The 20,968-nt window shown below is 41.0% G+C and carries 22 protein-coding genes; 14 read left to right on the top strand and 8 right to left on the bottom strand.

From position 1 onward, the window contains the following. The first annotated feature begins 558 nt into the window (after positions 1-558). On the top strand, positions 559-2,097 hold the full coding sequence (gene dnaB / locus OCK74_RS02960) for a replicative DNA helicase (RefSeq protein WP_279295498.1): 1,539 nt from the start codon (positions 559-561) through the stop codon (positions 2,095-2,097). 57 nt (positions 2,098-2,154) lie between these two features. Continuing rightward, the gene (locus OCK74_RS02955) at positions 2,155-2,880 is read left to right on the top strand and encodes an RsmE family RNA methyltransferase (RefSeq protein WP_279295497.1); all 726 of its coding nucleotides are present in this window, start codon (positions 2,155-2,157) and stop codon (positions 2,878-2,880) included. Positions 2,881-2,897: 17 nt separating this feature from the next. Here OCK74_RS02955 and OCK74_RS02950 read toward each other — a convergent pair whose 3' ends face one another. Both OCK74_RS02950 and OCK74_RS02945 read right to left on the bottom strand, forming a co-directional pair. Beyond that, positions 2,898-3,695, bottom strand: coding sequence for a TerC family protein (locus tag OCK74_RS02950; RefSeq protein ID WP_279295496.1), 798 nt, complete (start codon positions 3,693-3,695; stop codon positions 2,898-2,900). Positions 3,696-3,755: 60 nt separating this feature from the next. Further along, positions 3,756-4,829, bottom strand: a complete 1,074-nt coding sequence (locus OCK74_RS02945; protein WP_279295495.1) for a quinone-dependent dihydroorotate dehydrogenase — start codon at positions 4,827-4,829, stop codon at positions 3,756-3,758. 104 nt (positions 4,830-4,933) lie between these two features. Here OCK74_RS02945 and OCK74_RS02940 point away from each other — a divergent pair, with 104 nt between their 5' ends. Both OCK74_RS02940 and OCK74_RS02935 read left to right on the top strand, forming a co-directional pair. Beyond that, positions 4,934-6,109, top strand: coding sequence for a thiolase family protein (locus OCK74_RS02940; RefSeq protein ID WP_279295494.1), 1,176 nt, complete (start codon positions 4,934-4,936; stop codon positions 6,107-6,109). A gap of 196 nt (positions 6,110-6,305) precedes the next feature. After that, the gene (locus OCK74_RS02935) at positions 6,306-6,707 is read left to right on the top strand and encodes a response regulator (RefSeq protein WP_279295493.1); all 402 of its coding nucleotides are present in this window, start codon (positions 6,306-6,308) and stop codon (positions 6,705-6,707) included. A 138-nt stretch (positions 6,708-6,845) separates the two neighbouring features. Here OCK74_RS02935 and OCK74_RS02930 read toward each other — a convergent pair whose 3' ends face one another. From OCK74_RS02930 to OCK74_RS02920, 3 genes are all read right to left on the bottom strand, one after another. Next, the gene (locus OCK74_RS02930; protein ID WP_279295492.1) at positions 6,846-8,612 is read right to left on the bottom strand and encodes an ABC transporter ATP-binding protein; all 1,767 of its coding nucleotides are present in this window, start codon (positions 8,610-8,612) and stop codon (positions 6,846-6,848) included. A 143-nt stretch (positions 8,613-8,755) separates the two neighbouring features. After that, the gene (locus tag OCK74_RS02925; RefSeq protein WP_279295491.1) at positions 8,756-9,622 is read right to left on the bottom strand and encodes a hypothetical protein; all 867 of its coding nucleotides are present in this window, start codon (positions 9,620-9,622) and stop codon (positions 8,756-8,758) included. Between the two features lie 107 nt (positions 9,623-9,729). Beyond that, the gene (locus tag OCK74_RS02920) at positions 9,730-11,274 is read right to left on the bottom strand and encodes a YifB family Mg chelatase-like AAA ATPase (RefSeq protein WP_279295490.1); all 1,545 of its coding nucleotides are present in this window, start codon (positions 11,272-11,274) and stop codon (positions 9,730-9,732) included. 886 nt (positions 11,275-12,160) lie between these two features. Between OCK74_RS02920 and OCK74_RS02915 the strand changes: the two genes are divergently transcribed. The 8 genes from OCK74_RS02915 (at position 12,161) to OCK74_RS02880 (ending at position 17,691) form a co-directional block, all read left to right on the top strand. Beyond that, a complete protein-coding gene (locus tag OCK74_RS02915; protein ID WP_279295489.1) occupies positions 12,161-12,352 on the top strand; it encodes a hypothetical protein in 192 nt (63 codons plus the stop codon). A gap of 178 nt (positions 12,353-12,530) precedes the next feature. Next, the gene (locus OCK74_RS02910; RefSeq protein WP_279295488.1) at positions 12,531-12,698 is read left to right on the top strand and encodes a hypothetical protein; all 168 of its coding nucleotides are present in this window, start codon (positions 12,531-12,533) and stop codon (positions 12,696-12,698) included. Positions 12,699-12,769: 71 nt separating this feature from the next. Further along, positions 12,770-13,684 (top strand): UbiA family prenyltransferase, encoded by a 915-nt coding sequence (locus tag OCK74_RS02905; protein ID WP_279295487.1) that lies wholly within the window; start codon positions 12,770-12,772, stop codon positions 13,682-13,684. After that, complete coding sequence (locus tag OCK74_RS02900) at positions 13,626-14,708, top strand: type III polyketide synthase (protein ID WP_279295486.1); 1,083 nt, start codon at positions 13,626-13,628, stop codon at positions 14,706-14,708. Before OCK74_RS02905 ends, OCK74_RS02900 begins: the two co-directional genes overlap by 59 nt. Positions 14,709-14,712: 4 nt before the next feature. Beyond that, positions 14,713-15,486: a methyltransferase domain-containing protein gene (locus OCK74_RS02895; RefSeq protein ID WP_279295485.1), complete on the top strand. Its 774-nt coding sequence runs from the start codon at positions 14,713-14,715 to the stop codon at positions 15,484-15,486. After that, a complete protein-coding gene (locus OCK74_RS02890) occupies positions 15,483-16,637 on the top strand; it encodes an NAD(P)/FAD-dependent oxidoreductase (RefSeq protein WP_279295484.1) in 1,155 nt (384 codons plus the stop codon). Before OCK74_RS02895 ends, OCK74_RS02890 begins: the two co-directional genes overlap by 4 nt. Before the next feature lie 60 nt (positions 16,638-16,697). Further along, positions 16,698-17,063: a CoA-binding protein gene (locus OCK74_RS02885; protein WP_279295483.1), complete on the top strand. Its 366-nt coding sequence runs from the start codon at positions 16,698-16,700 to the stop codon at positions 17,061-17,063. Between the two features lie 154 nt (positions 17,064-17,217). Further along, entirely contained in the window at positions 17,218-17,691 is a 474-nt protein-coding gene (locus OCK74_RS02880; protein WP_279295482.1) for a ribonuclease H-like YkuK family protein, read from the top strand. On the opposite strand, the gene OCK74_RS02875 is transcribed toward OCK74_RS02880, so the two are convergent. Both OCK74_RS02875 and yihA read right to left on the bottom strand, forming a co-directional pair. Beyond that, a complete protein-coding gene (locus tag OCK74_RS02875) occupies positions 17,672-18,043 on the bottom strand; it encodes a hypothetical protein (protein ID WP_279295481.1) in 372 nt (123 codons plus the stop codon). The two genes, OCK74_RS02880 and OCK74_RS02875, sit on opposite strands and share 20 nt — an antisense overlap. 18 nt (positions 18,044-18,061) lie before the next feature. Then, complete coding sequence (gene yihA, locus OCK74_RS02870; protein ID WP_279295480.1) at positions 18,062-18,676, bottom strand: ribosome biogenesis GTP-binding protein YihA/YsxC; 615 nt, start codon at positions 18,674-18,676, stop codon at positions 18,062-18,064. Positions 18,677-18,718: 42 nt separating this feature from the next. Between yihA and ubiE the strand changes: the two genes are divergently transcribed. Together ubiE and porT are read left to right on the top strand one after the other, a co-directional pair. Then, on the top strand, positions 18,719-19,465 hold the full coding sequence (ubiE, locus tag OCK74_RS02865; RefSeq protein ID WP_279295479.1) for a bifunctional demethylmenaquinone methyltransferase/2-methoxy-6-polyprenyl-1,4-benzoquinol methylase UbiE: 747 nt from the start codon (positions 18,719-18,721) through the stop codon (positions 19,463-19,465). 182 nt (positions 19,466-19,647) lie between these two features. Further along, positions 19,648-20,391: a type IX secretion/gliding motility protein PorT/SprT gene (gene porT / locus OCK74_RS02860; RefSeq protein ID WP_279295478.1), complete on the top strand. Its 744-nt coding sequence runs from the start codon at positions 19,648-19,650 to the stop codon at positions 20,389-20,391. Between the two features lie 2 nt (positions 20,392-20,393). Here porT and OCK74_RS02855 read toward each other — a convergent pair whose 3' ends face one another. Next, complete coding sequence (locus tag OCK74_RS02855) at positions 20,394-20,954, bottom strand: UbiX family flavin prenyltransferase (protein WP_279295477.1); 561 nt, start codon at positions 20,952-20,954, stop codon at positions 20,394-20,396. Positions 20,955-20,968: the final 14 nt, after the last annotated feature.

Raw genomic sequence — 20,968 nt, 5'->3', positions numbered from 1 at the left:
TATTCTTTTAAAATGGGAAAAATTGCATAATAAAAATATCAATAACTAGCAAAAAAACAAATTAACATAAGGCAAATTATAAAAAGCTCCTTAATATAAAATAAATACCAAATATATTATAAGAGTTTTCCGTTCAAACCTCGCCGTTAAGATCACTTCCCAATCTCAATTTGATTTTCCATTTCCTTTTTAAATCGCCCCATATTAACATACAATATCATACAATCTACACTTCACCTTCGCTGCTAGCCAAACCTAAGTGTTGGTAAAGCTTAATTGTTCACATCCCATTTCCAGGTGCGAAAATTGTATCAACTTTGTGTCAAACCATTGCTTTTTAGTGAATAACTGTCATAAAAATGTGCATAAAGGTTGCCTGGAGTTGTGGAAACAAATAAAAGGCGAATGGAAAGGATATCACCTATTTCTGCCAGTATCTTTACAAACTGGCTTAGTGATAACACTTAGAGTTATAGCCATCAATACATGTTACAAGTCTGGTCGAAACCTTTTTGTCATTGATAAAAAATCAATGGTTTAACCTATTTTCTGAATTTTATGGATGTTTCAAACCTCAATCGCGACAAAAAGCAAAGAAGAAAGGCCTCTGTGGACCTGAGTACAATGGTGTATGGCAAAGTGCCGCCACAGGCAAGAGAACTGGAAGAAGCCATACTCGGTGCCGTTATGCTCGAAAAAGGAGCTTTTGATACCGTAATTGAAATCCTGAAACCAGATTGTTTTTACGTAGATGCGCATCAGCGCATCTTCCGGGCCATGCAAGGCCTGGCGAATAAAAGCCAGCCTATTGATATCCTGACAGTAGTGGAAGAATTAAGATTCCGCGAAGAACTGGATATCGTGGGCGGTCCATACTATGTTACAAAACTAACCAATAGCGTCGTTTCCTCTGCCAACATTGAAGCTCACTCGCGTATTGTGCTGCAGAAGTTCATCCAACGTGAACTCATTCGCATCAGTGGTGAAATCATCTCCGAAGCTTACGAAGACAGCACCGATGTGTTCGACCTTCTGGATATGGCAGAGAGCAAAATGTACGAGGTAACCAGTAACAACCTGAAAAATAGTTATAAATCCATCGACTCGGTACTGGTACAAACAATACAACGTATTGAAGACTTGCGCCACCGGAACGAAGATATCACCGGTGTTCCTAGTGGTTTCCCCAGCCTGGACAAAGTAACCTACGGCTGGCAAAATACCGACTTGATTATCCTGGCGGCCCGTCCTGCCGTGGGTAAAACAGCCTTCGCGCTTAACCTAGCCCGTAATGCGGCCCTGCACCCTACCAAACCTACGCCAGTTGCGGTATTCTCCCTTGAGATGAGTGCCAGTCAGCTGGTACAACGTATCTTATCGGCAGAAAGTGAGATCTGGCTGGAGAAAATTGCCCGGGGTAAGATGGAAGAACACGAAATGAAACAGCTCTATGCAAAGGGTATCCAAAGGCTCGCCCAGGCACCCATCTTCATTGACGATTCTGCCGCCCTGAACATCTTTGAATTGCGCGCCAAATGCCGCCGCTTAAAAAGTATGAATAATATCGGCTTCATCATCATCGACTACTTGCAGTTGATGAGCGGAACCGGAGACAAAGGCTCCAACCGTGAACAGGAGATCAGTACCATCTCCCGTAACCTTAAGGGTCTCGCTAAAGAGTTGCAGGTGCCAATCATTGCATTGTCTCAGTTAAGCCGGGAAGTTGAAAAAAGAAAGGACGGCGACAAAATGCCGCAGCTGAGTGACCTTCGTGAATCTGGAGCCATCGAGCAGGATGCCGACATGGTTTGCTTTATCTACCGTCCTGAATACTATAATATCAATAACAATGAAATGGGAGAAAGCAACCGAGGTGAAACGCACATCCGTATAGCCAAACACCGTAACGGTTCGCTGGAAACTATTGTATTGAGGGCCCGCCTGGAAATTCAGCGATTCTTTGATGATTCGGCCGGCAATTTTGGAGGAAATCTCCCATCTAACTTTAAACCGGTGCCAGATGAAGACGGTCCTCGTATGTATATTCAAACTGGTAGTAAAATGAATGACCTTCAAGATGATGATGATCCTTTCTAAACCTCTGATGATTACGGGAAAGTTCGGATAGGAATTAATTGAAAGCTTGAAATAATCATGGCCTTACCCTTTTTTTACATTGATGATATAGCAGCTGGTGATATCGTACTGGATGAAGATACATCCAAACATATCACCCAGGTATTGCGCATGAAGGTTGGCGAGCAATTGCTGTTAACCAATGGCAGGGGAATAAAGGCGTCAGCTGAAATCATCAATGATCAACGTAAAAAGTGCGAAGTAAAAATTTTAGAAACAGAAACTGAATTACAGCTTTCACCCAAAATAGCCATTGCCATTTCACTTATTAAAAACAATTCACGGTTCGAATGGTTCCTCGAAAAAGCAACTGAGATTGGTGTTAACGAGATCATTCCTTTGATTTGCGAAAGAACAGAAAAGGAGAAATTCAGGCATGAAAGGTTGCAGCAAATACTAATCAGCGCAATGCTCCAATCTCAACAGTGCTGGTTGCCTGTACTGCATCAGCCAACACTGTTTGAAGAAGTGGTGATTCAATCAAATAAAAATGGTCAGCTCCAGCAGGAATTTCACTATGAGCAGAAATATATAGCACATTGCCTTCCCGAGCAAAAGCAGCAACTGGCCGCATTCTCCACAAAACAATCATCAATCATCCTTATCGGCCCAGAAGGAGATTTCAGTCTTCAGGAAATCAATATAGCATTACAACATAAGTTTCAGCCTGTAGCTTTAGGTAATACCCGCCTGCGCACAGAAACAGCAGGTATGGTTGCAGCAGCACTGTTAAGAAATGTATAGTCGATAACCTATCAAAACTAATGTGCCTGATCGTCTGTTAAAACTTCCTCTCTTTGCACTGGTCCACGTAGTTCAACGGGTTTGGTTATACGCTTTCTCAGTCGCATATTCAGTAACTCTACGCCAAATGAAAAGGCCATCGCGAAATAAACATAGTTTTTCAAATGCAATTCATGCGCCTGCTCTGAATTCCAGCCTTCCATCAATAATACAACAGCCACCAGCACCAGAAATGAAAGCGCCAGCATTTTCAGTGTTGGGTGTTTATGAATAAAGTCAGAAATCTTCTGACTAAATAAAAACATGATTACCATCGCAATACAAACTGCAATGATCATGATTGGAAGCTCTTTAGCTATACCTACTGCTGTGATCATACTATCAAATGAAAAGATCATATCAACGATGATAATTTGAAGAATGGCAGCTCCAAATGAAGCCGCTTTCTTAGTAGCATTGTCTTCTAAAGCTGCTTCATCTCCTTCTAGCTTATGGTGTATTTCTTTTACAGTTTTATACAGCAGAAACAATCCTCCGCCAATCATAACCAGGCTTGCAAGGTCGAAGCCTCTGCCAAAGACAGTAAATAGAGGTTTCCCTTTTTGCTGCACCAACCAGCTCAGGCAGAATAACAAAATTACACGCACACCAATACCAGTCACCATCCAAAGCCTTCTAGCATTTAATTGCTTGCTCTTATGAAGCCGCCCCATGATGATGGAAACAAAGATCACGTTGTCAATTCCTAGTATCACTTCCAAAAGCGCTAGCGTAAAAAGACTAATTATATTATCTATTGAAAATAACCCTTCCATGGTCCAGATGTTTAATGTTTAATGAAATTTACCCGCTCATTGCCTATTGCAAATAGTACTTTACAACTGATCGCAGATTTTCTTTACAATAAAAGGGCCTTCATAAATAAAACCTGTCCATACTTCGCAAAGAATACCGCCTGCTTGCATTTTCTCTTTGGCATCATTGGCTGTAAATATGCCACCACTGGCAATAATGGGTATCGTTCCTCCTGTCTTTTTATGTATATAGGAAACGACCTCAGTAGCACGTTTTTGTAAGGGCAATCCACTCAAGCCGCCAGCACCTATTTCTTGAACCTCTTCATTTTTTGTTTGAAGGCCGCTCCTGTCAATTGTAGTATTCGTTGCGACAAGACCATCAAGATTGATTTCTTTAGCAAGGTCTACCACATCATCGATCTGGGTCCAGGTAAGATCTGGTGCAATCTTCAACAGAATAGGTCTAGGCTGCTTATAATCTTTATTCAGCGTCTGAAGGTGAGTCAGAATTCTTTTCAAAGCATCCTTTTCCTGCAGCTCTCTCAAGCCTGGGGTGTTAGGAGAACTAACATTTACGACAAAAAAGTCTACGTAGTCATGCAATGACTTAAAGCAGATCTCATAATCCTTCCATGCATCCTCATTAGGTGTCACCTTGTTTTTACCAATATTACCACCGATAATGAGTGGTAAATGCGTACGCGATTGGCCATTGCCCATGGATAATTGACGTTCTTTCCATGCCTTTAACCTCTTAGCAACAACTTCAACCCCTTCATTATTAAATCCCATTCTGTTGATCAGGGCTTTATCCTGTGGCAACCTGAATAATCGTGGCTGATCATTGCCCGGCTGGGCTTTTGGAGTCACCGTACCTATTTCAACAAAACCAAAGCCCAACATCTCCAATTCGCTCAAATAATTGGCATTCTTATCAAATCCAGCACCTAGGCCGATTGGATTTTTAAAAGTCAAACCAAAGTGTTTGGTGACAAGAGAAGAACCCCCATCGAGGCGTTTTGGGGAAAACAGTTTTGAAAGACTTTTACGGACAAAAGGAATTGAGCTCAAGGTTCTTAATCCGAACATTGAAATATGGTGCGCCGTTTCTGGCTGAAACCGGAATAAAATGCTTCTAAGTTGTTGATACATGGGGGTGCGAAGATAAGGATAGCGTAAATGAGATGGAACGACAAAACTCTACTTTTAAGGCTGAGTGTAAATTCTTAATTTTATAAGAACACAAATTTGAACATATGCAGGAAGCTTATATAGTAGCTGGTTACCGTACCGCAGTAGGTAAAGCAAAGCGTGGTGGATTTCGCTTCTTCCGGCCAGACGACCTGGCCATTGAAGTCATCAAAGGCTTGTTGAATTCTGTTCCTCAGCTGGATAAAAATCTGGTAGATGATGTGATTGTTGGCAATGCTGTACCGGAAGCTGAACAGGGCCTTCAGGTTGGTCGTATCATCGCGGCCCGCGGTATTGGCTATGATACACCAGGAATGACAGTCAACCGCTATTGTGCCTCCGGATTGGAAACAATTGCCATTGCCACTGCCAAGATCCGCATGGGTATGGCAGATTGCATTATTGCCGGCGGCACCGAAAGCATGAGCCTGGTACCTACAGCTGGCTGGAAGACAGTTCCGGCCTATTCCATTGCTAAGGATGATCCTGATTATTATTTAAGTATGGGACTAACAGCCGAAGCTGTGGCAAAAGAATACAATGTTAGCCGTGAAAGCCAGGATGAATTTTCTTACCACTCCCACCAAAAGGCATTGAATGCAATTGCCAATGGTTATTTCCAAAAGGGCATTTTACCCATTAATGTGGAAGAAGTTTACCTGGATGAAAAAGGTAAAAAGCAAAAAAGAACTTTTATAGTCGATACAGACGAAGGCCCTCGTGCTGATACTTCAATGGAAGTATTAGCAAAATTGAAACCGGTGTTTGCAGCGAATGGTGTAGTCACAGCCGGCAATTCTTCTCAAACCAGTGATGGGGCAGCTTTTGTTTTGGTCATGAGTGAAAGATTAATTAACCGGTTAAACTTAAAACCTATAGGGCGATTAATAGCCTGTGCATCTGCTGGCGTACATCCACGCATCATGGGTATTGGCCCCGTTGCTGCTATTCCTAAAGTGTTACAACAAGCTAATATGAACCTATCGGATATTGACTTAATTGAATTAAATGAGGCTTTTGCATCACAATCAATTGCAGTGATCCGGGAAGCTGGATTAAATTCCGAAATAGTCAATAAAAATGGAGGTGCAATAGCATTGGGCCATCCTCTGGGTTGTACCGGTTGCAAATTAACTGTTCAAATTTTAAATGAGCTGGAAAGAGAAAACAAAAAATATGGTATGGTGACAGCCTGCGTAGGTGGCGGACAGGGAATTGCCGGAATTGTGGAAAAATTATAAACCGCAGGGAAGTATTATTTAAGGCAGATGTGTTGATATCTTTTAACTCAACAATAAGCTCAATTGGTGAAAAACTAATATATTTGTGTAAATAACATATTTGTTGCGTAAATGTCAAATAAGTTAATATGTAAATCTCTGATTGAACATTTGTAGAAAGCTTATTGAGCCGCGACAAAGGAAAATTCAACTAACTGTGAATTCCATAAAAAAAGTCTTATACGCTGATGATGATTTAGATGATAAAGCTTGGGTAAGCGAGGCTTGCAAATCCATGGCTTCTCCAATGTATATTGACTTCGTAGAAAATGGAAAACAAGTCTTAGCCTATCTTGCTAACTGCAATGAAGACAGTAAACCCGCGGCCATTATCCTTGACTTAAATATGCCAACTCTTGATGGCAGGCAAACATTACAGCGCCTTAAAGCCATGCCTGAGTTTAAAGACATTCCTGTAATCATCGTTACAACCTCTGCCAGTAAAATAGATATGGAAATGTGCAAACGACTTGGCGCAGCCATGTACCTGACCAAACCTGACACTTATACTGGCTGGCAACAAATTCTGAAACAACTGGAACCACTTGTTATAGATTAAACACTAGTTTTTGATTCTGAAATTATCTATCATAGATTCCTATTCAAGCCGCTAAAAGCGGCTTTTTTATTTTTGTGCCCATTTCATTTAAGCCAAAGAAGTAAATGGCGTAGTCACGTTTGCCGTATTGAACCAAATTTAAACAACCGTTTCCTTCCGTTCTCCTATCTGCTGGCGCCACATGGCGTAGTACAGGCCTTTTTCTTCCAGTAAATTCTCGTGTGTGCCGGTTTCTACTACTTCTCCCCTCTCCAATACATATATCCTGTCAGCGTGCATAATGGTGGATAGACGGTGGGCAATCAAAATGGTGATCTGATTATTTAGTGCAGAAACCCTGCGAATGGTCCTACTGATCTCTTCTTCAGTAATGGAATCAAGTGCCGAAGTAGCTTCGTCAAAGATCAACAAACGAGGCTTGCGCAATAAAGCACGCGCTATGCTCAGGCGTTGTTTTTCACCGCCTGATAATTTAAGTCCGCCTTCACCTATCATAGTATCAAGTCCTTTCTCTGCCCTAGCCAATAGGTTTTGACATGAAGCCATCTGCAAAGCAGCAAATAAATCTTCCTCTGAAGCAACGGGATTCACAAACATCAGGTTTTCTTTTATTGTACCTGAAAACAACTGCGTATCCTGTGTCACAAAACCTATCTGGTTGCGCAGGTCATTGAAATCTATTTGATTCTCATCCAGTCCATTATAAAAAATTTTACCATCCAGCGGACGATACAAACCAACAAGTAGTTTCATGAGGGTCGTCTTGCCGGAACCTGAAGGACCAACAAATGCAATGGTTTCACCTAAAGTGGCGGAAAAGCTGATATCATCTATTGCTTTGTGCTTAGCAGTCTGGTGTTGAAAACTAACATTTCTAAAATCCAATTTTTCAACTGGTCCTAAATGTGTTGGTTTCAATGGCATTGGCTCCGGAGCCTTTTTCATCAGGTTCTTAAAATTGAACAGAGAGGCTTCTGCCTCGCGATAGCTTAATATGATGTTGCCGATCTCCTGCAAGGGACCAAAGATGAAAAACGAAAAAAACTGCATCGTAACCAACTGCCCGGCATTCATCTGTTCATGATATACCAGCCACAGAAGCATAAATAAAATGATTTGCCGCAGTGTATTTACAAATGTTCCTTGTATAAATGAAATACTACGAATGCGTTTCACTTTTGTCAGCTCCAGCCCCAGTATTTTGTATGTGTTTTTATTCAGACGATCCACTTCCTGCCCGGTTAAACCCAGACTTTTCACCAGTTCAATGTTGCGAAGAGATTCCGTAGTTGTACCAGCCAAAGAGGTCGTTTGTGCAACAATGACCTTTTGAATGGTTTTTACCTTCATACTCAACAGGTTAGAAATTAGCATGAGTAATGCAATTCCACCAAAATAAATAAAGGGTAACGACCAGTGAATACGAAACGCAAAAACAGCAACAATAACAATTCCCACGAATACTGTAAATAATATATTGACAAAATTGTTGATAAAACGTTCTGTATCTGTTCGAACTTTTTGTAAAATGCTCAATGTTTCACCACTACGCTGGTCTTCAAACTCGGCATAAGGCAGCTTCATAGCATGTTGCAAGCCGTCGGTGAAGACCTTGGCCCCGAACTTTTGCACGATCACATTTAGAAAGTAATCCTGGAAGTTTTTAGCAATACGGCTTACCATGGCGACACCAATGGATGCTCCTAAAAGTAATAAGACCGGCTGTGCAAATTTCCCAAACGGCCGGTAGGCTTCCGGGTTTTTAGAATAATCAAAAGCAAAGTTCAGCAGCTTACCAAAAATGATCGGATCAAGCATGGAAAAGCCAATATTAATAGCGGCAAGGAGAAGCACTAAGAACACCACCCATTTATAAGGCTTAAAATACTGCATTAATATCTTCATGAGACAATACGATTGTTTGTATACAGTTTATAGTTTTTTATTTGTACTTAAAGTTGACTTTTCTGGTTTGGAACTTTACTGAACAGACAAGTTCTTCCACCAGTAAGGACAAGTATAAACTACAACCGAAAACTACAAACTTATCAAGAGATTCTTTTCTCGTACTTCCGTATAGACCATCCCTTGCCCGTTAGCTCTTTCCACCATTTTTTCAGTAAAGGCAATTGTATGTGCTTTTTTTTCTCCAATTTAATAGCGCCAACATCCAAATGGTTTATCAGCTTTACCAGGCTTGGAATACTCTCTTCTTCATTCTTTCTAAAGAAAGTCTGAAGAAGTTTGCGGAATTCATTCAATTCGAAATAATCTGCAAAGTAATCATTTGCGGTTTTGATTGGCGGCTGTTTTTGAAAAGCATGACTGAAAGCAAAATTTACAGCAAACGGGTGGGGGATCTTTTGAAACAAACCATTGATCATTTCACCTGCATATTTTACAACATGCAACATGGAATTATTCAATCCAATAATTGCTGCATTATGAACAGGCGTTTCATGCACTTTAGCAGGTAATCCATCCATTTGATGTTGTGATTGGGATAAAATAGATTGTACTTGCTTGGCTACACTATTATGACCATTTGTTTGAGGCAATTCTTTCCTGTATAAAAAGAGTATCCCCTTTTCGATTTCCCCGAAAAGTGTTTCTAAAGGTTTTAATGGGTAAGTAGCAGTATCACAAATGAGAAGATTACCATGTGTAGTTAAGAAAAACTTTTGAATGATCTGCGCTTTTGCATGCGAATGCTCATTAAAAGGACCCGTGATTTCAATATGTGGGAAGAAAGTGAGGAAATCATCAAAAAGGCGGGGATGCCCTGTATGTACTACTACAAAGAGGCTGGGAGGCGGCTTAAGATTATAAACTGATAAAAGCTTAAGCAGGGCATAGCGGCACTCATTAGTACTGTGTATGCCTTCGGACGCATTGTACAAAATATAGTTCTGCATGCTGCAGATAGTTTATGTGATGGGAAAAGGCTGCGTATCAAGCTGTACAAACATCTAGCCAATTAACCAATATATTGCAGTTTACCTCCTGGCAGATGATGAATGTATTATCCGGCCCAGCCCTCTCTATCTAAACTCCTGTAATGAATGGCTTCAGCCAGATGCTCGGGTTTTATATCATCACACAATGCCAAATCGGCTATAGTGCGAGCAACTTTAAGAATGCGGTCATATGCACGGGCAGAAAGATTCAGCTTTGTCATAGCAGCTTTCAAAAGGTTTTGACCTGTTGTGCTTATCATGCAGATTTCACGTAATTGCCTGCTAGTCATTTGTGCATTGCAATAAATGCCGTGGCTGCTTTTAAAACGCTCAGCCTGTTTTTCCCTGGCTTTCATCACCCGCTCTCTGATTTCTTTTGAGCCTTCCTGTAATTTCATAGCTGATAAGCCATTGAAAGGAACCGGAGTAACCTCCACATGCAGATCAATGCGGTCCAAGAGCGGCCCCGATATCTTGTTCAGATATTTCTGCACGGAACCTGGAGGACAGCTGCATTCCCGATCCGGGTGATTATAGTATCCACATGGACAAGGGTTCATGGATGCTATCAACATAAACGATGCAGGGAAATCAATAGCTACCCTAGCACGGGAAATTGTCACATTTCTTTCTTCCATAGGCTGACGCATGACCTCAAGTACTGTGCGCCTGAATTCTGGTAATTCATCAAGAAACAGGACTCCATTGTGAGCCAGAGAGATCTCGCCCGGTTGTGGCACACCACCGCCGCCAACCAACGCCACATCTGAAATGGTGTGGTGAGGAGAACGGAAAGGGCGTCGAGAAACAAGGGTAGCATTTTCCGGCAACTTACCGGCTACTGAATGGATCTTAGTGGTTTCCAAAGCTTCATGTAGTGTTAGTGGGGGTAAGATGGAAGGCAAACGCCTGGCCAGCATGGTTTTACCGGCACCGGGGGGCCCTATTAGAATTACGTTGTGCCCACCAGCCGCAGCAATCTCCAGTGCCCGTTTGATATTTTCCTGGCCTTTAACCTCAGAAAAATCTAACTCAAAATCGTATTGAGACTGGAAAAACTCTTCACGAGTATCAACCGTTACAGGTTTTAAACTTTCTTCACCACTATTGAAAAACTCAATTACATCCCTAATGTGATGAACTCCGTATACTTTAAGGTTATTTACAATACCAGCCTCTCTGACATTAGCTACAGGCACAATTACTCCTTTGAATCCTTCTTTCCGTGCCTGTATCGCAATAGAAAGAGCACCTTTGATCGGTCGCACTTCACCATCTAAACTTAGTTCGCCCATAATAATGTACTGCTCCAGTGCATCATTATTGATTTGGGAAGAGGCTGCAAGTATGCCGATGGCCATTGGCAAGTCGAAAGCTGTACCGCTTTTTTTAATATCAGCTGGCGCCATATTTACTACAATGCGGGTGCGGGGCATCAAAAAGCCTATAGATTTAATTGTACTTTCCACCCGTTGCAGACTCTCCTTTACAGCATTGTCTGGCAAACCTACGATCAGGTATTTTGTTCCAGTTTCCATAGAATTCACTTCCAAGGTGATCGTGATCGCTTCTATACCATACACAGCACTTCCATAAGTCTTCACCAGCATAAGCAGTTAATTTTCAGTATACAGAATTTGAAAGAAGTAGCGACAAGAAAGGAATGAAGCAGTCTCATTTTGGTTTTGTTTGGGGTGGTAAGATATAGGTTTTGAATAAAAAATAAAATGATATAAGCGGGGATGAGGGATGATTCGAATGACGAATGGAAGAAGTGTAAAGTGAGGGGGTTCAAAACTTGGAAGGTGGGGGTTGGTTTTGTACCTTTAGGCACAGCTCCACTGACTCCGTTCAGGGCTTTTTTGGGCGTTCTGCCTGTAGGTTGTTTTCCCCATTATTAATGAACATTTGCTCAATTCAGATCGAAGCATAGTCGAAAGATGGTCGAAGGATAGTCGAAGGATGGTCGAAGTAGCCTAGGCTTTGGTATGCCTATGGTGGGGAGTATCTATACTCCAAGTATATTTCAGCTAGGGAGTATCTTGGGAATAGACAGGGAGTAAGTATGGGGTAAGTAGCGGGAATGGATGGGTACTGTTGAAATACTCTAGCCCTACTATCAATATACTTATGGTATACTGAAGCTACTAAAGATGAATTCTGTTGAAGCGGACAAAAAGGACGAGTGTTGACAGAAGATGTCAAAGTGGTTATTGGGTTTGTGGATGTTGATGGAACTGAACATTCAATTATTGAACCAGAATGAGTATATAATTTGCCTTATTGGGCACAGGAACAAAAGATGTATGAAATATGAGTTTTTCAAATAAATAGAAATACAAATCAGTTAATGCACAGCTTATTTATGATTTAAAGGGCGTAAAAACACTTAATTTTTACATATTTTAAAATTTATAAGCAGAAAAAATACAATTGGCAACAAAGTTGAATGAAACGATGCAGTCTTACTTCACTAAACAACCTCAAAACTTGACTATGAAAAAGCTCTTCATTGCAACTCTTGCATTTGTATTCGTTCATTGCAATACGCCTGAGCCGACTACAACCAATCCAGGAACTACTGATACCTCTACAATGACCAAGACAGATACGTCAATGATGGGTACCGACACAAGCATGAACAGAACAGATACCAGTGGTACAAGAGATACCACTAAACCAATGTAATAGAGGTATAAAGATTCTATTGAAGGCAATGCTTTTGCGTTGGCCAAGTAACGGGTGATAGCATTGCCCTTCTTTCCTCATGTCTTATCCATATACTTCAAGTCAGAATAAATCCTTACTTATCCCCAATCTGTAGTGAATGGTTCTGTTTTTGCTTTTCTAATATAAACAGTTAACAATGAACAGGCTTTCTTATTTATTGCTATTGGCTTTGGCAGTTTCAGCCACTCTTACTTCCTGCGAAGTGGTTGAAGGGATATTTAAAGCAGGCTTCTGGTCTGCAATTATCCTGATTATTGTAATAATCGCACTTATAGGATGGATTGTATCAAGATCCAGAAGATAAGTATGTAGTGAGCAGAAAATGTATGTGAAGAAGGGGGCAACTATTAATCCTAACATTAAATCACAAGCCTCTTGCACCGTTCTACTATCCAACTACTGAGGTTTCACTTTTCATTTTTCCTGCTGCCAGTATATTTGTTTGCTATCAGCCAGGCACCGAATGTGAACTGGCTCCATGCAATCATTGCTTTCGTGATCTTGCATTTGCTGGTATACCCTGCAAGTAATGGCTATAACTCATATATGGATCGAGACGAAACGCCTATTGGTGGATTAGAAAAGCCACTACAGCCCACAAAACAATTGTTTTTTGTTACTGTGGTGATGGACATACTTGCGGTTAGTTTATCAGTTTTGCTTTTGAATGTCAGGTTTGCGGTGTGTATTTTGTTCTACATTCTTGCTTCCAGAGCATACAGTTACCGGAAGATCCGACTGAAGCGCTACCCAGTAGTGGGATTTCTTACCGTTTTCGTTTTCCAGGGTGCTGTAGTTTTCTATGCGGTATATACAGCCTGTGTAGGCGCAGTTTCACAAGCAATTCCCATTCTGCCCTGTTGGATTGCCAGTCTGCTGATTGGTGCTTTGTATCCGCTTACTCAAATCTACCAGCACGATGCAGATCTCAAAGATGGTGTAGTTACCTTAAGTTACTTGCTAGGCAAAAGAGGTACTTTTATTTTCAGTGCATTGCTCTTTATCATTGCCACGATTTCTTTATTTATTTTATTCAGGCAGCAGGAACAGCTGGCTAAGTTTTACTTATACCTGCTCGTTACCTTACCGGTGGTATTGTTTTTTTGTTACTGGATGGTTAGGGTGTGGATCAACAACACAGCTGCAAATTTCAGGAACAGCTTGTTGATGAACCTGGTATCAACCCTTTGCACAATCATTTTTTTCAGCACTCTTATTTATACCAATCATATTGAGCAGGATCGTTTCAATAGGCACGGCAGTACCAGCATTTTGCCACCAGCAAAATGACATACTACAATTTATGGAGGCTGTGTATGCAGTGGGTGAAGCTGAAATGCGAAAGTTGCGATTTGTTTACCGTCAAAGCGGTATTCAGCAACGATATTCTGTATTATCCGATTACAGCCGCCCGGTAAATGAATGGAGGTTTTACCCTCAAAGTGAAAACCTGGAACCATTTCCTTCACTTGAGCAGCGAATGGCTGTTTTTAGCAAGCACGCACCACAACTTTCAATTGACGCTATCCGCAACTGTCTTGATGGCGTGATACACCACGAAGAAATCACTCACCTAATGACTGTCAGTTGCACAGGCCTCAGTGCACCAGGACTAGATCTACAGGTGATGGAATTATTGGATTTGAGGAAAGATATCTTTCGTACTTCCGTAAACTTCATGGGCTGCTATGCAGCTATCCATGCATTGAAGTTGGCGAATATTATCTGCAAAGGAAATTCAGCTGCGCGTGTACTGATTGTATGTACCGAACTCTGTACGTTGCATTTCCAGCGGGAAGCCACACCAGATAATATCATGTCGTCCCTGCTGTTTGCAGATGGTGCTGCTGCTGCCTTAATAGTACCAGAAGAAAGTGATTATAGAGGATTGGACATAACCGGATTTTATTCAGAAGTGATCCCAAAAGGAAAGCGGGACATGGCCTGGGAGCTTTCTTCAACCGGTTTTTTAATGACCTTAAGTGGTTATGTACCTGAACTTATAGAGGAAGATTTTTCGGGTGTTGTAGAACGTTCCCTGCGGTCTGAAATATTCTCACAAGATGAAATTACTCATTGGTGCATACATCCCGGAGGAAAGAAAATTCTTGAAGCCATTCAGAAAAGTACGGGCGTTGAGCCAATACAATTACAAGAGTCTTACCATATCTTAAAGAATTACGGTAATATGTCATCTGCAACCATATTGTTTGTGTTGAAAAATATTTTGCATCAAAACCAAGAAAAAAAGAAAGTCTTTGCCGCGTCTTTTGGGCCTGGGCTAACAGTTGAAACTTTTACTGCTGTATCGTAATTGATTGTTCATCTTAAAAGGAATTGAGCAGGAACGATTCTTTTTGTATTTTATTCCTAAAATCAATATTGATCCTATCAAACAGAAGTTTAGATCATATCAAAAAGAACTACTTGACAATCCATTTATTCCTTTTAGAGATATAAAAAAGAATATGGAGGAATTGGCTTTTATTAACCATCGGTTGGGCGGGCACCATATTACCCTTCAAGGAGTGAAAGCCTTATTAAAAAATCACAAGAGACAAGAGCCCGTGCAAATAACAGAAATTGGCTGTGGAGGAGGGAATAATTTATTCACCATACAAAAATGGGCAGAAAAAAATCATGTAAAGGTTGAGCTTACAGGTATCGACATCAATAAAGAATGTATTGCCTTTGCCAAGGAGCAGCCTCAAAATAAAGACATTCGTTTTATATGTTCCGATTACCGCTCGGTTATGCTTTTGCCCTCCAGACAAGTGGTTTTTTCATCCCTTTTCTGTCATCATTTTACTGATGAAGAATTGGTATTTCAATTAAAATGGATGTATCGTAACAGTTCCATTGGCTTTTTTATCAACGATCTGCACCGGCATCCCCTCGCCTATTATTCCATTAAATTGCTCACCAGCATCTTTTCAAAAAGTTACCTGGTAAAGAACGATGCCCCCCTTTCGGTAGAGCGGGGATTCATCAGGAAAGAGTGGAGCAATCTTTTTCAGCAAGCAAACATAGAGGATTTTACTTGCCAGTGGAAGTGGGCGTTCAGATGGCTGGTTATCTGTAGGAAGAAATGAGTCAACTTAATTCCATATATGATGTAGCCATTGTTGGTGGAGGCCTGGCTGGTCTTTCCTTATCTATACAATTATCTTCCAGAGGGTATACTGTGGTGTTGTTTGAAAAGGAGCGGTATCCATTTCATAAAGTTTGTGGCGAATACATCAGCATGGAATCGTGGAATTTCCTGGAAAGCCTGGGCTTTCCACTTACCTCATTATCTCTGCCAAGGATAGAAAAACTTCAGTTGTCTGCCCCTAACGGACGTAAGCTTACGGCTGAGCTCCCTTTAGGAGGCTTTGGCGTGAGCCGATATATGATTGATGCTAATTTAGCTTCCATAGCAAGAGCAAGAGGGGTTTTGGTATTAGAAGAAACCAAAGTGTCGGATATACTTTTTGATGATCAGGAGTTTATCGTTTCTTACCAGGATAAGGAGGATAGCAAGCAATTAACAGCAAGAATTTGTTGCGGCACTTTTGGCAAACGGAGTAACCTGGATATTAAATGGAAGCGAAACTTTTTAGAACATAAAAGTAGTCACCACAGAAATTACATAGGTGTAAAATATCATATAATGACGGATTGGCCGGCAAATGTCATAGGCTTACACAACTTCCAAGATGGCTATTGTGGTATTTCGAAAATTGAAGATGACCGGTATTGCTTGTGTTATATGACCACTGCAGCCAATTTAAAAAAGCACAATTCCTCTATCCCGGAAATGGAGCGGGAAATACTTTTCAAGAACCCCTCATTGAAAAAAATCTTTACCCATAGTGAAATACTTCCTGGTTTCCCCCTAGCGATCTCTCAAATCAACTTTAGCGTAAAAAGCCAGTTGGAAAACGGAGTGCTGCTACTGGGTGACGCCGCAGGCACTATTACACCATTGTGTGGCAATGGCATGAGCATGGCCTTACACAGCAGTAAGATAGCCGCGAGGCTAATTGAAGCCTATTTAAAGAATCTTATTTCCCGAGGCCAAATGGAATCAGACTATACCCGCGAATGGCGCCATCAGTTTTATAATCGACTAAGGACTGGCCGGATACTCCAAAACTTCTTTGGTGATGAGCGTTTGAGCAACTTGTTTGTTGGTATGTTCCAGGTGTTTCCTTTTCTATCCAAGGCGGTCATCAAAAAAACACATGGCCAACCTTTTTAAGAGACTATCAGTTTCATATCCAGCAAAAAGGCATATCATTTGCACTTAAATGGAAAAACAATGCAAGGTAAAAAAACTGTAGTGCTGGGTGCATCGCAAAATCCCTCCCGATATAGCTATTTGGCCTTACAGGAATTGCAGGAAAAGGACCACCCGGTATTTGCAATAGGTAAGCGGACTGGAAAGGTAGGCTCAGTAAACATTGAAACGGACCATTTGCCACTTGAAGGAGTAGATACTGTAACATTATATCTAAACCCAATGCATCAAAGAGAGTATTATGATTATATACTTTCCTTAAACCCCAAAAGAATCATTTTCAACCCCGGGACCGTGAACGAAGACCTGATGAAAATTGCCAGGGAAAACCATATCGAACCAGTGGTTGGTTGCACTTTAGTAATGCTGGCAACAGGGTTATATTAAACTAAAACAGGTACTACATTTTGCGGAAGTGCAGAGAGCCCAATTTTCTTCATGGCAAATCTGTACATCTATTTTCCGGCCTCGCATAATCTTTATTGTTTATTTATTCTTGGTTTCGTAACAGATTTTCAATAACTTAGGAAAACATCTTTTTATGCGTTGGAGAAAATTTAACGGGGAAACCATAAATCTTCCGATCTACCAGGCTGTTGAAGCTGCAATCAAGCGCGAGACAGCAGCTGGTTACAAATTAAAAGTGTGCATAGGCACTGACTCACAAGTAAAAGGAAGGGAAACAGAATTTGCTACCGTAGTTGTTTTTTTACGAGAAGGCCATGGGGGCTTTATGTTCATTCACAATGATAAAACACTGCTGCAGTACTCTATCAAAGAGCGGATGCTGGTGGAGGTTGCCAGAAGTATAGAGATTGCATATGAACTATGCAATCTTTTTACTTTATATGATGTAGATATGGAAGTCCATGCCGATATTAATACCAATCCGCATTTTAAAAGCAACGATGCCCTGAAAGAAGCAATGGGCTATATACTGGGTATGGGCTTTGCCTTTAAAGCCAAGCCGGAGGCGTTCGCCAGTAGCAGTTGTGCTAACCGGGTGGTGAATTAGTTTTCTTTTTCCATGGTTTACTAAGGAGCACTCCCACTATTATTACCAGTGCAAACAGACCTATAATGATCTTTTTGAACTGAGCGAGCTTTCTTTCGCTTTCCTGTAATTGTTCTGCAGGTGACAATTCAGGAGCCGGGTATGTTTCCTTCAAACTTTCCTCATTGGGTAAGGTACGTCCTTTCGCCCTGGCCAAGCTATCGCTCCATTCTTTAAAAATGTTGATCTCTGAATCTATCCTTTTTTGTAATTCAGCGGTATCCACTTCCACCTCATCCTGGGCAAATGAGCAATTATTGAAAATTAAAAAGAGGAAAAGAAATAAAATAGATCTATTATCTATTAAGGTCACAAAATATCGCTTAAGAATTTAAAATTTAACCTGTCTATTCAGCTCGCTGATGAAACTTAATATCTGCTTTCCACCTGTATGTTTGACAGCAGATGTTACAAAGTGTGGAGGTAGTTCTTCCCAGGTTTCGCTCATAGCCTCTAAAAATTGACGCACATGGGCAGCTGTTTCCTTCTGGGTTGTTTTGTCTGATTTGGTAAACACCAATGCGAAAGGGATCTGCCACTCACCCAACTGGTTAACAAAATCCAAATCAATTTTCTGCGGCTCATGACGACTATCGATTAGCGTAAATAAGTTGAGCAGGTTTTCCCGTTTACGAACGTAGTTTTCGATCATTTTTTGCCAGCTTTTACGCTGCGACTGTGAAACTTTGGCATAACCATAGCCCGGAAGGTCTACCATGTACCACTCTTTCCTATCACTGGAGATGATGTTAAAATGATTGATCAATTGTGTTTTCCCGGGGGAACCCGATACCTTGGCCACTTCTTTTTTATTACACAGCATATTAAGCAATGAAGACTTTCCTACATTGCTCCTGCCTATGAAAGCATACTCTGGCCTGTCCGGCTTGGGACAGTTATCTATTGAAGGACTGCTGATCAAATAAGTGGCGTTAATAATTTCCATGGACTGCAAAGTAACTCCTATTCTCCGTTACTTTGCAGGCTTATGACAGATTTTCCCCACGACAGCATAAAGCCTTACGACGTACAAGGTGGTAAAAAGGAGCAGGTAAGTGAAATGTTTGACCGCATAGCCGGCCGGTATGATTTCATGAACCGTTTTTTGAGTGCTGGCATTGATGTAAGCTGGCGCATCAAAGCGATCAAGGAACTGAAGAAAGACCAACCCCAGCATATTTTAGATGTAGCTACCGGCACTGGCGATATGGCTATTCGCGCATGCAAAATGTTGCATCCAACCAAAATTACAGGCATTGACATTTCTGCAAAAATGCTCGAAATAGGTCGCCAGAAGGTAGATAAAGAGGGCTTTAGCGGGAAAATTGAACTTTTGCAAGGAGATAGTGAAACCATCAATTTTGGAGATAACACTTTTGATGCAGTTATGGCAGCATTCGGTGTTCGCAATTTTGAACACCTGGAGAAAGGCATGAGTGAAATACTGCGGGTAATGAAACCAGGAGCGAGACTGATTGTACTGGAATTTAGTAAACCGAGAATCCCAGGAGTAAGATCATTGTATAACTTTTATATGGGTGTAATAGCACCACAAATTGCAAAACTCTTTAGTCAGAACAAAAGGGCCTATCAATATCTTAACGAATCAGCCAAAGCTTTTCCTGACCGAAAAGATTTTATAACTGTATTGAATAAAGCCGGTTATATAGAAACTTCTTTCAAACCACTCACTCTTGGAATTTGCTGTATCTATCGTGGGAGAAAGCCTGCTTGATCATTACAACCGGAACGGATCTTCATGCAAGATGAATAAGGCTTCAGAAAATATTCATCCGGATGTGATGACAATTTTTTTATCGTAAAGGCGTTATTCATTTCTATCGAAGGAGCAAATACCATCAGCTTTGAATCTAGACGATAGCAGTCATCCTATAATCGATTGGAAATAAATAACTTATGAATTCTGTGCATCAAGTGAATATCAAATCCCTGTACCGTAAAACGATAACACTCTTTATACTTTGTTTTATATTTCTTTCTTTCAACGCCAGATCTCAAAAAGTTCTATACCAGGAAGACCATGATAATAAGCCCTATTATTTTGGTATTACTCTTGCCGCGAATATGGCTCGTTTTCATACAGAACTTCACGAACAGTTTTTACACCAGGATAGTATTTTAGTAGCAGAGCCTCTTAACTCAGGTGGATTTTCACTGGGACTGCTTGCAACAGCAAGACTCAGCCACAGGTTTGAAGGCCGTTTCAATCCGCAACTGTCATTCTTAGACCGGAGTATTGCCTATAAACTAACATATCCTGAACATGACGGAGAAACAAGTATCAACAAAAAAATAGAATCGGTTATCGTAACCTTTCCTTTACAGTTAAAATTCCAGTCTGATAGGATTGGAAACTTCAGGGTTTACTTATTGGGAGGTGGCAAAATGGATTTTGACCTTGCTTCCAATGCCCGGGCACGCAAGGCAGAAGAACTGGTTAAGATCCAAAAGTTGGATTATGGCGTAGAGGGTGGTATTGGTTTTAACTTCTATTTCCCAAGTTTTATATTTTCTCCAGAAATAAAATTCAGTAACGGGCTGCGCAACATCCACAGCCGTGATGAAAACCTTAAGTTTTCCAGCGTAATTGACCGCATTCAATCAAGGCAAATTGTGTTTTCTATTCATTTGGAAGGATAATACTACATTCCTCCCCAACGGTAGCTCTCATGTTTTAAGCCAACCAGATCTATCACCCTATTCACCACAGTTAGGGCTGCATCTTCAATGGTTTTAGGATTGCTGTAAAATGAAGGCGAGGCCGGACATATAACGCCGCCAGCCAATGTAACGGTCTCCATGTTGCGGATATGCACAAGATTATAGGGCGTATCGCGCAAAACCAATATCAACTTTTTTCGCTCCTTAAGTATCACATCGGCACCACGTGTGATGAGATCGTTTGACACGCCGGAAGCGATCCGGCCCAAAGTACCCATCGAACAGGGAACAATGATCAACGCGTCGTATTGAGCCGACCCTGAAGCAAAAGGTGCTGTGAAATCTTTTGTAGAAAAATAACGCGCATTGTAATTTTTATAACCTTCGCCACCTATTTCTGTTTGCCATACAAAAGGAGCATTATCACTCATCGCAATTGACAACTCTGCCACCTGCTCTTTTAGTAATATTAATTTATCTAACAACAATTTGGCATAAATAGCTCCGCTGGCTCCTGAAATTGCTACGGCAATTTTTTTCATTCTTTTCAATTATA

The organism is Paraflavisolibacter caeni, from assembly GCF_025628885.1.
Classification (GTDB): Bacteria; Bacteroidota; Bacteroidia; order Chitinophagales; family Chitinophagaceae; genus Flavisolibacter; species Flavisolibacter caeni.
This window is presented reverse-complemented; position numbering and strand designations above follow the sequence as displayed.

Bases quoted from the DNA above. Each gene is read 5' to 3' on its own strand.
- dnaB (WP_279295498.1), top strand. From the start codon at position 559: ATGGATGTTTCAAACCTCAATCGCGACAAAAAGCAAAGAAGAAAGGCC.
- OCK74_RS02955 (WP_279295497.1), top strand. From the start codon at position 2,155: ATGGCCTTACCCTTTTTTTACATTGATGATATAGCAGCTGGTGATATC.
- OCK74_RS02950 (WP_279295496.1), bottom strand. From the start codon at position 3,695: ATGGAAGGGTTATTTTCAATAGATAATATAATTAGTCTTTTTACGCTA.
- OCK74_RS02945 (WP_279295495.1), bottom strand. From the start codon at position 4,829: ATGTATCAACAACTTAGAAGCATTTTATTCCGGTTTCAGCCAGAAACG.
- OCK74_RS02940 (WP_279295494.1), top strand. From the start codon at position 4,934: ATGCAGGAAGCTTATATAGTAGCTGGTTACCGTACCGCAGTAGGTAAA.
- OCK74_RS02930 (WP_279295492.1), bottom strand. From the start codon at position 8,612: ATGAAGATATTAATGCAGTATTTTAAGCCTTATAAATGGGTGGTGTTC.
- OCK74_RS02925 (WP_279295491.1), bottom strand. From the start codon at position 9,622: ATGCAGAACTATATTTTGTACAATGCGTCCGAAGGCATACACAGTACT.
- OCK74_RS02920 (WP_279295490.1), bottom strand. From the start codon at position 11,274: ATGCTGGTGAAGACTTATGGAAGTGCTGTGTATGGTATAGAAGCGATC.
- OCK74_RS02915 (WP_279295489.1), top strand. From the start codon at position 12,161: ATGAAAAAGCTCTTCATTGCAACTCTTGCATTTGTATTCGTTCATTGC.
- OCK74_RS02910 (WP_279295488.1), top strand. From the start codon at position 12,531: ATGAACAGGCTTTCTTATTTATTGCTATTGGCTTTGGCAGTTTCAGCC.
- OCK74_RS02890 (WP_279295484.1), top strand. From the start codon at position 15,483: ATGAGTCAACTTAATTCCATATATGATGTAGCCATTGTTGGTGGAGGC.
- OCK74_RS02885 (WP_279295483.1), top strand. From the start codon at position 16,698: ATGCAAGGTAAAAAAACTGTAGTGCTGGGTGCATCGCAAAATCCCTCC.
- OCK74_RS02880 (WP_279295482.1), top strand. From the start codon at position 17,218: ATGCGTTGGAGAAAATTTAACGGGGAAACCATAAATCTTCCGATCTAC.
- yihA (WP_279295480.1), bottom strand. From the start codon at position 18,676: ATGGAAATTATTAACGCCACTTATTTGATCAGCAGTCCTTCAATAGAT.
- ubiE (WP_279295479.1), top strand. From the start codon at position 18,719: ATGACAGATTTTCCCCACGACAGCATAAAGCCTTACGACGTACAAGGT.
- porT (WP_279295478.1), top strand. From the start codon at position 19,648: ATGAATTCTGTGCATCAAGTGAATATCAAATCCCTGTACCGTAAAACG.
- OCK74_RS02855 (WP_279295477.1), bottom strand. From the start codon at position 20,954: ATGAAAAAAATTGCCGTAGCAATTTCAGGAGCCAGCGGAGCTATTTAT.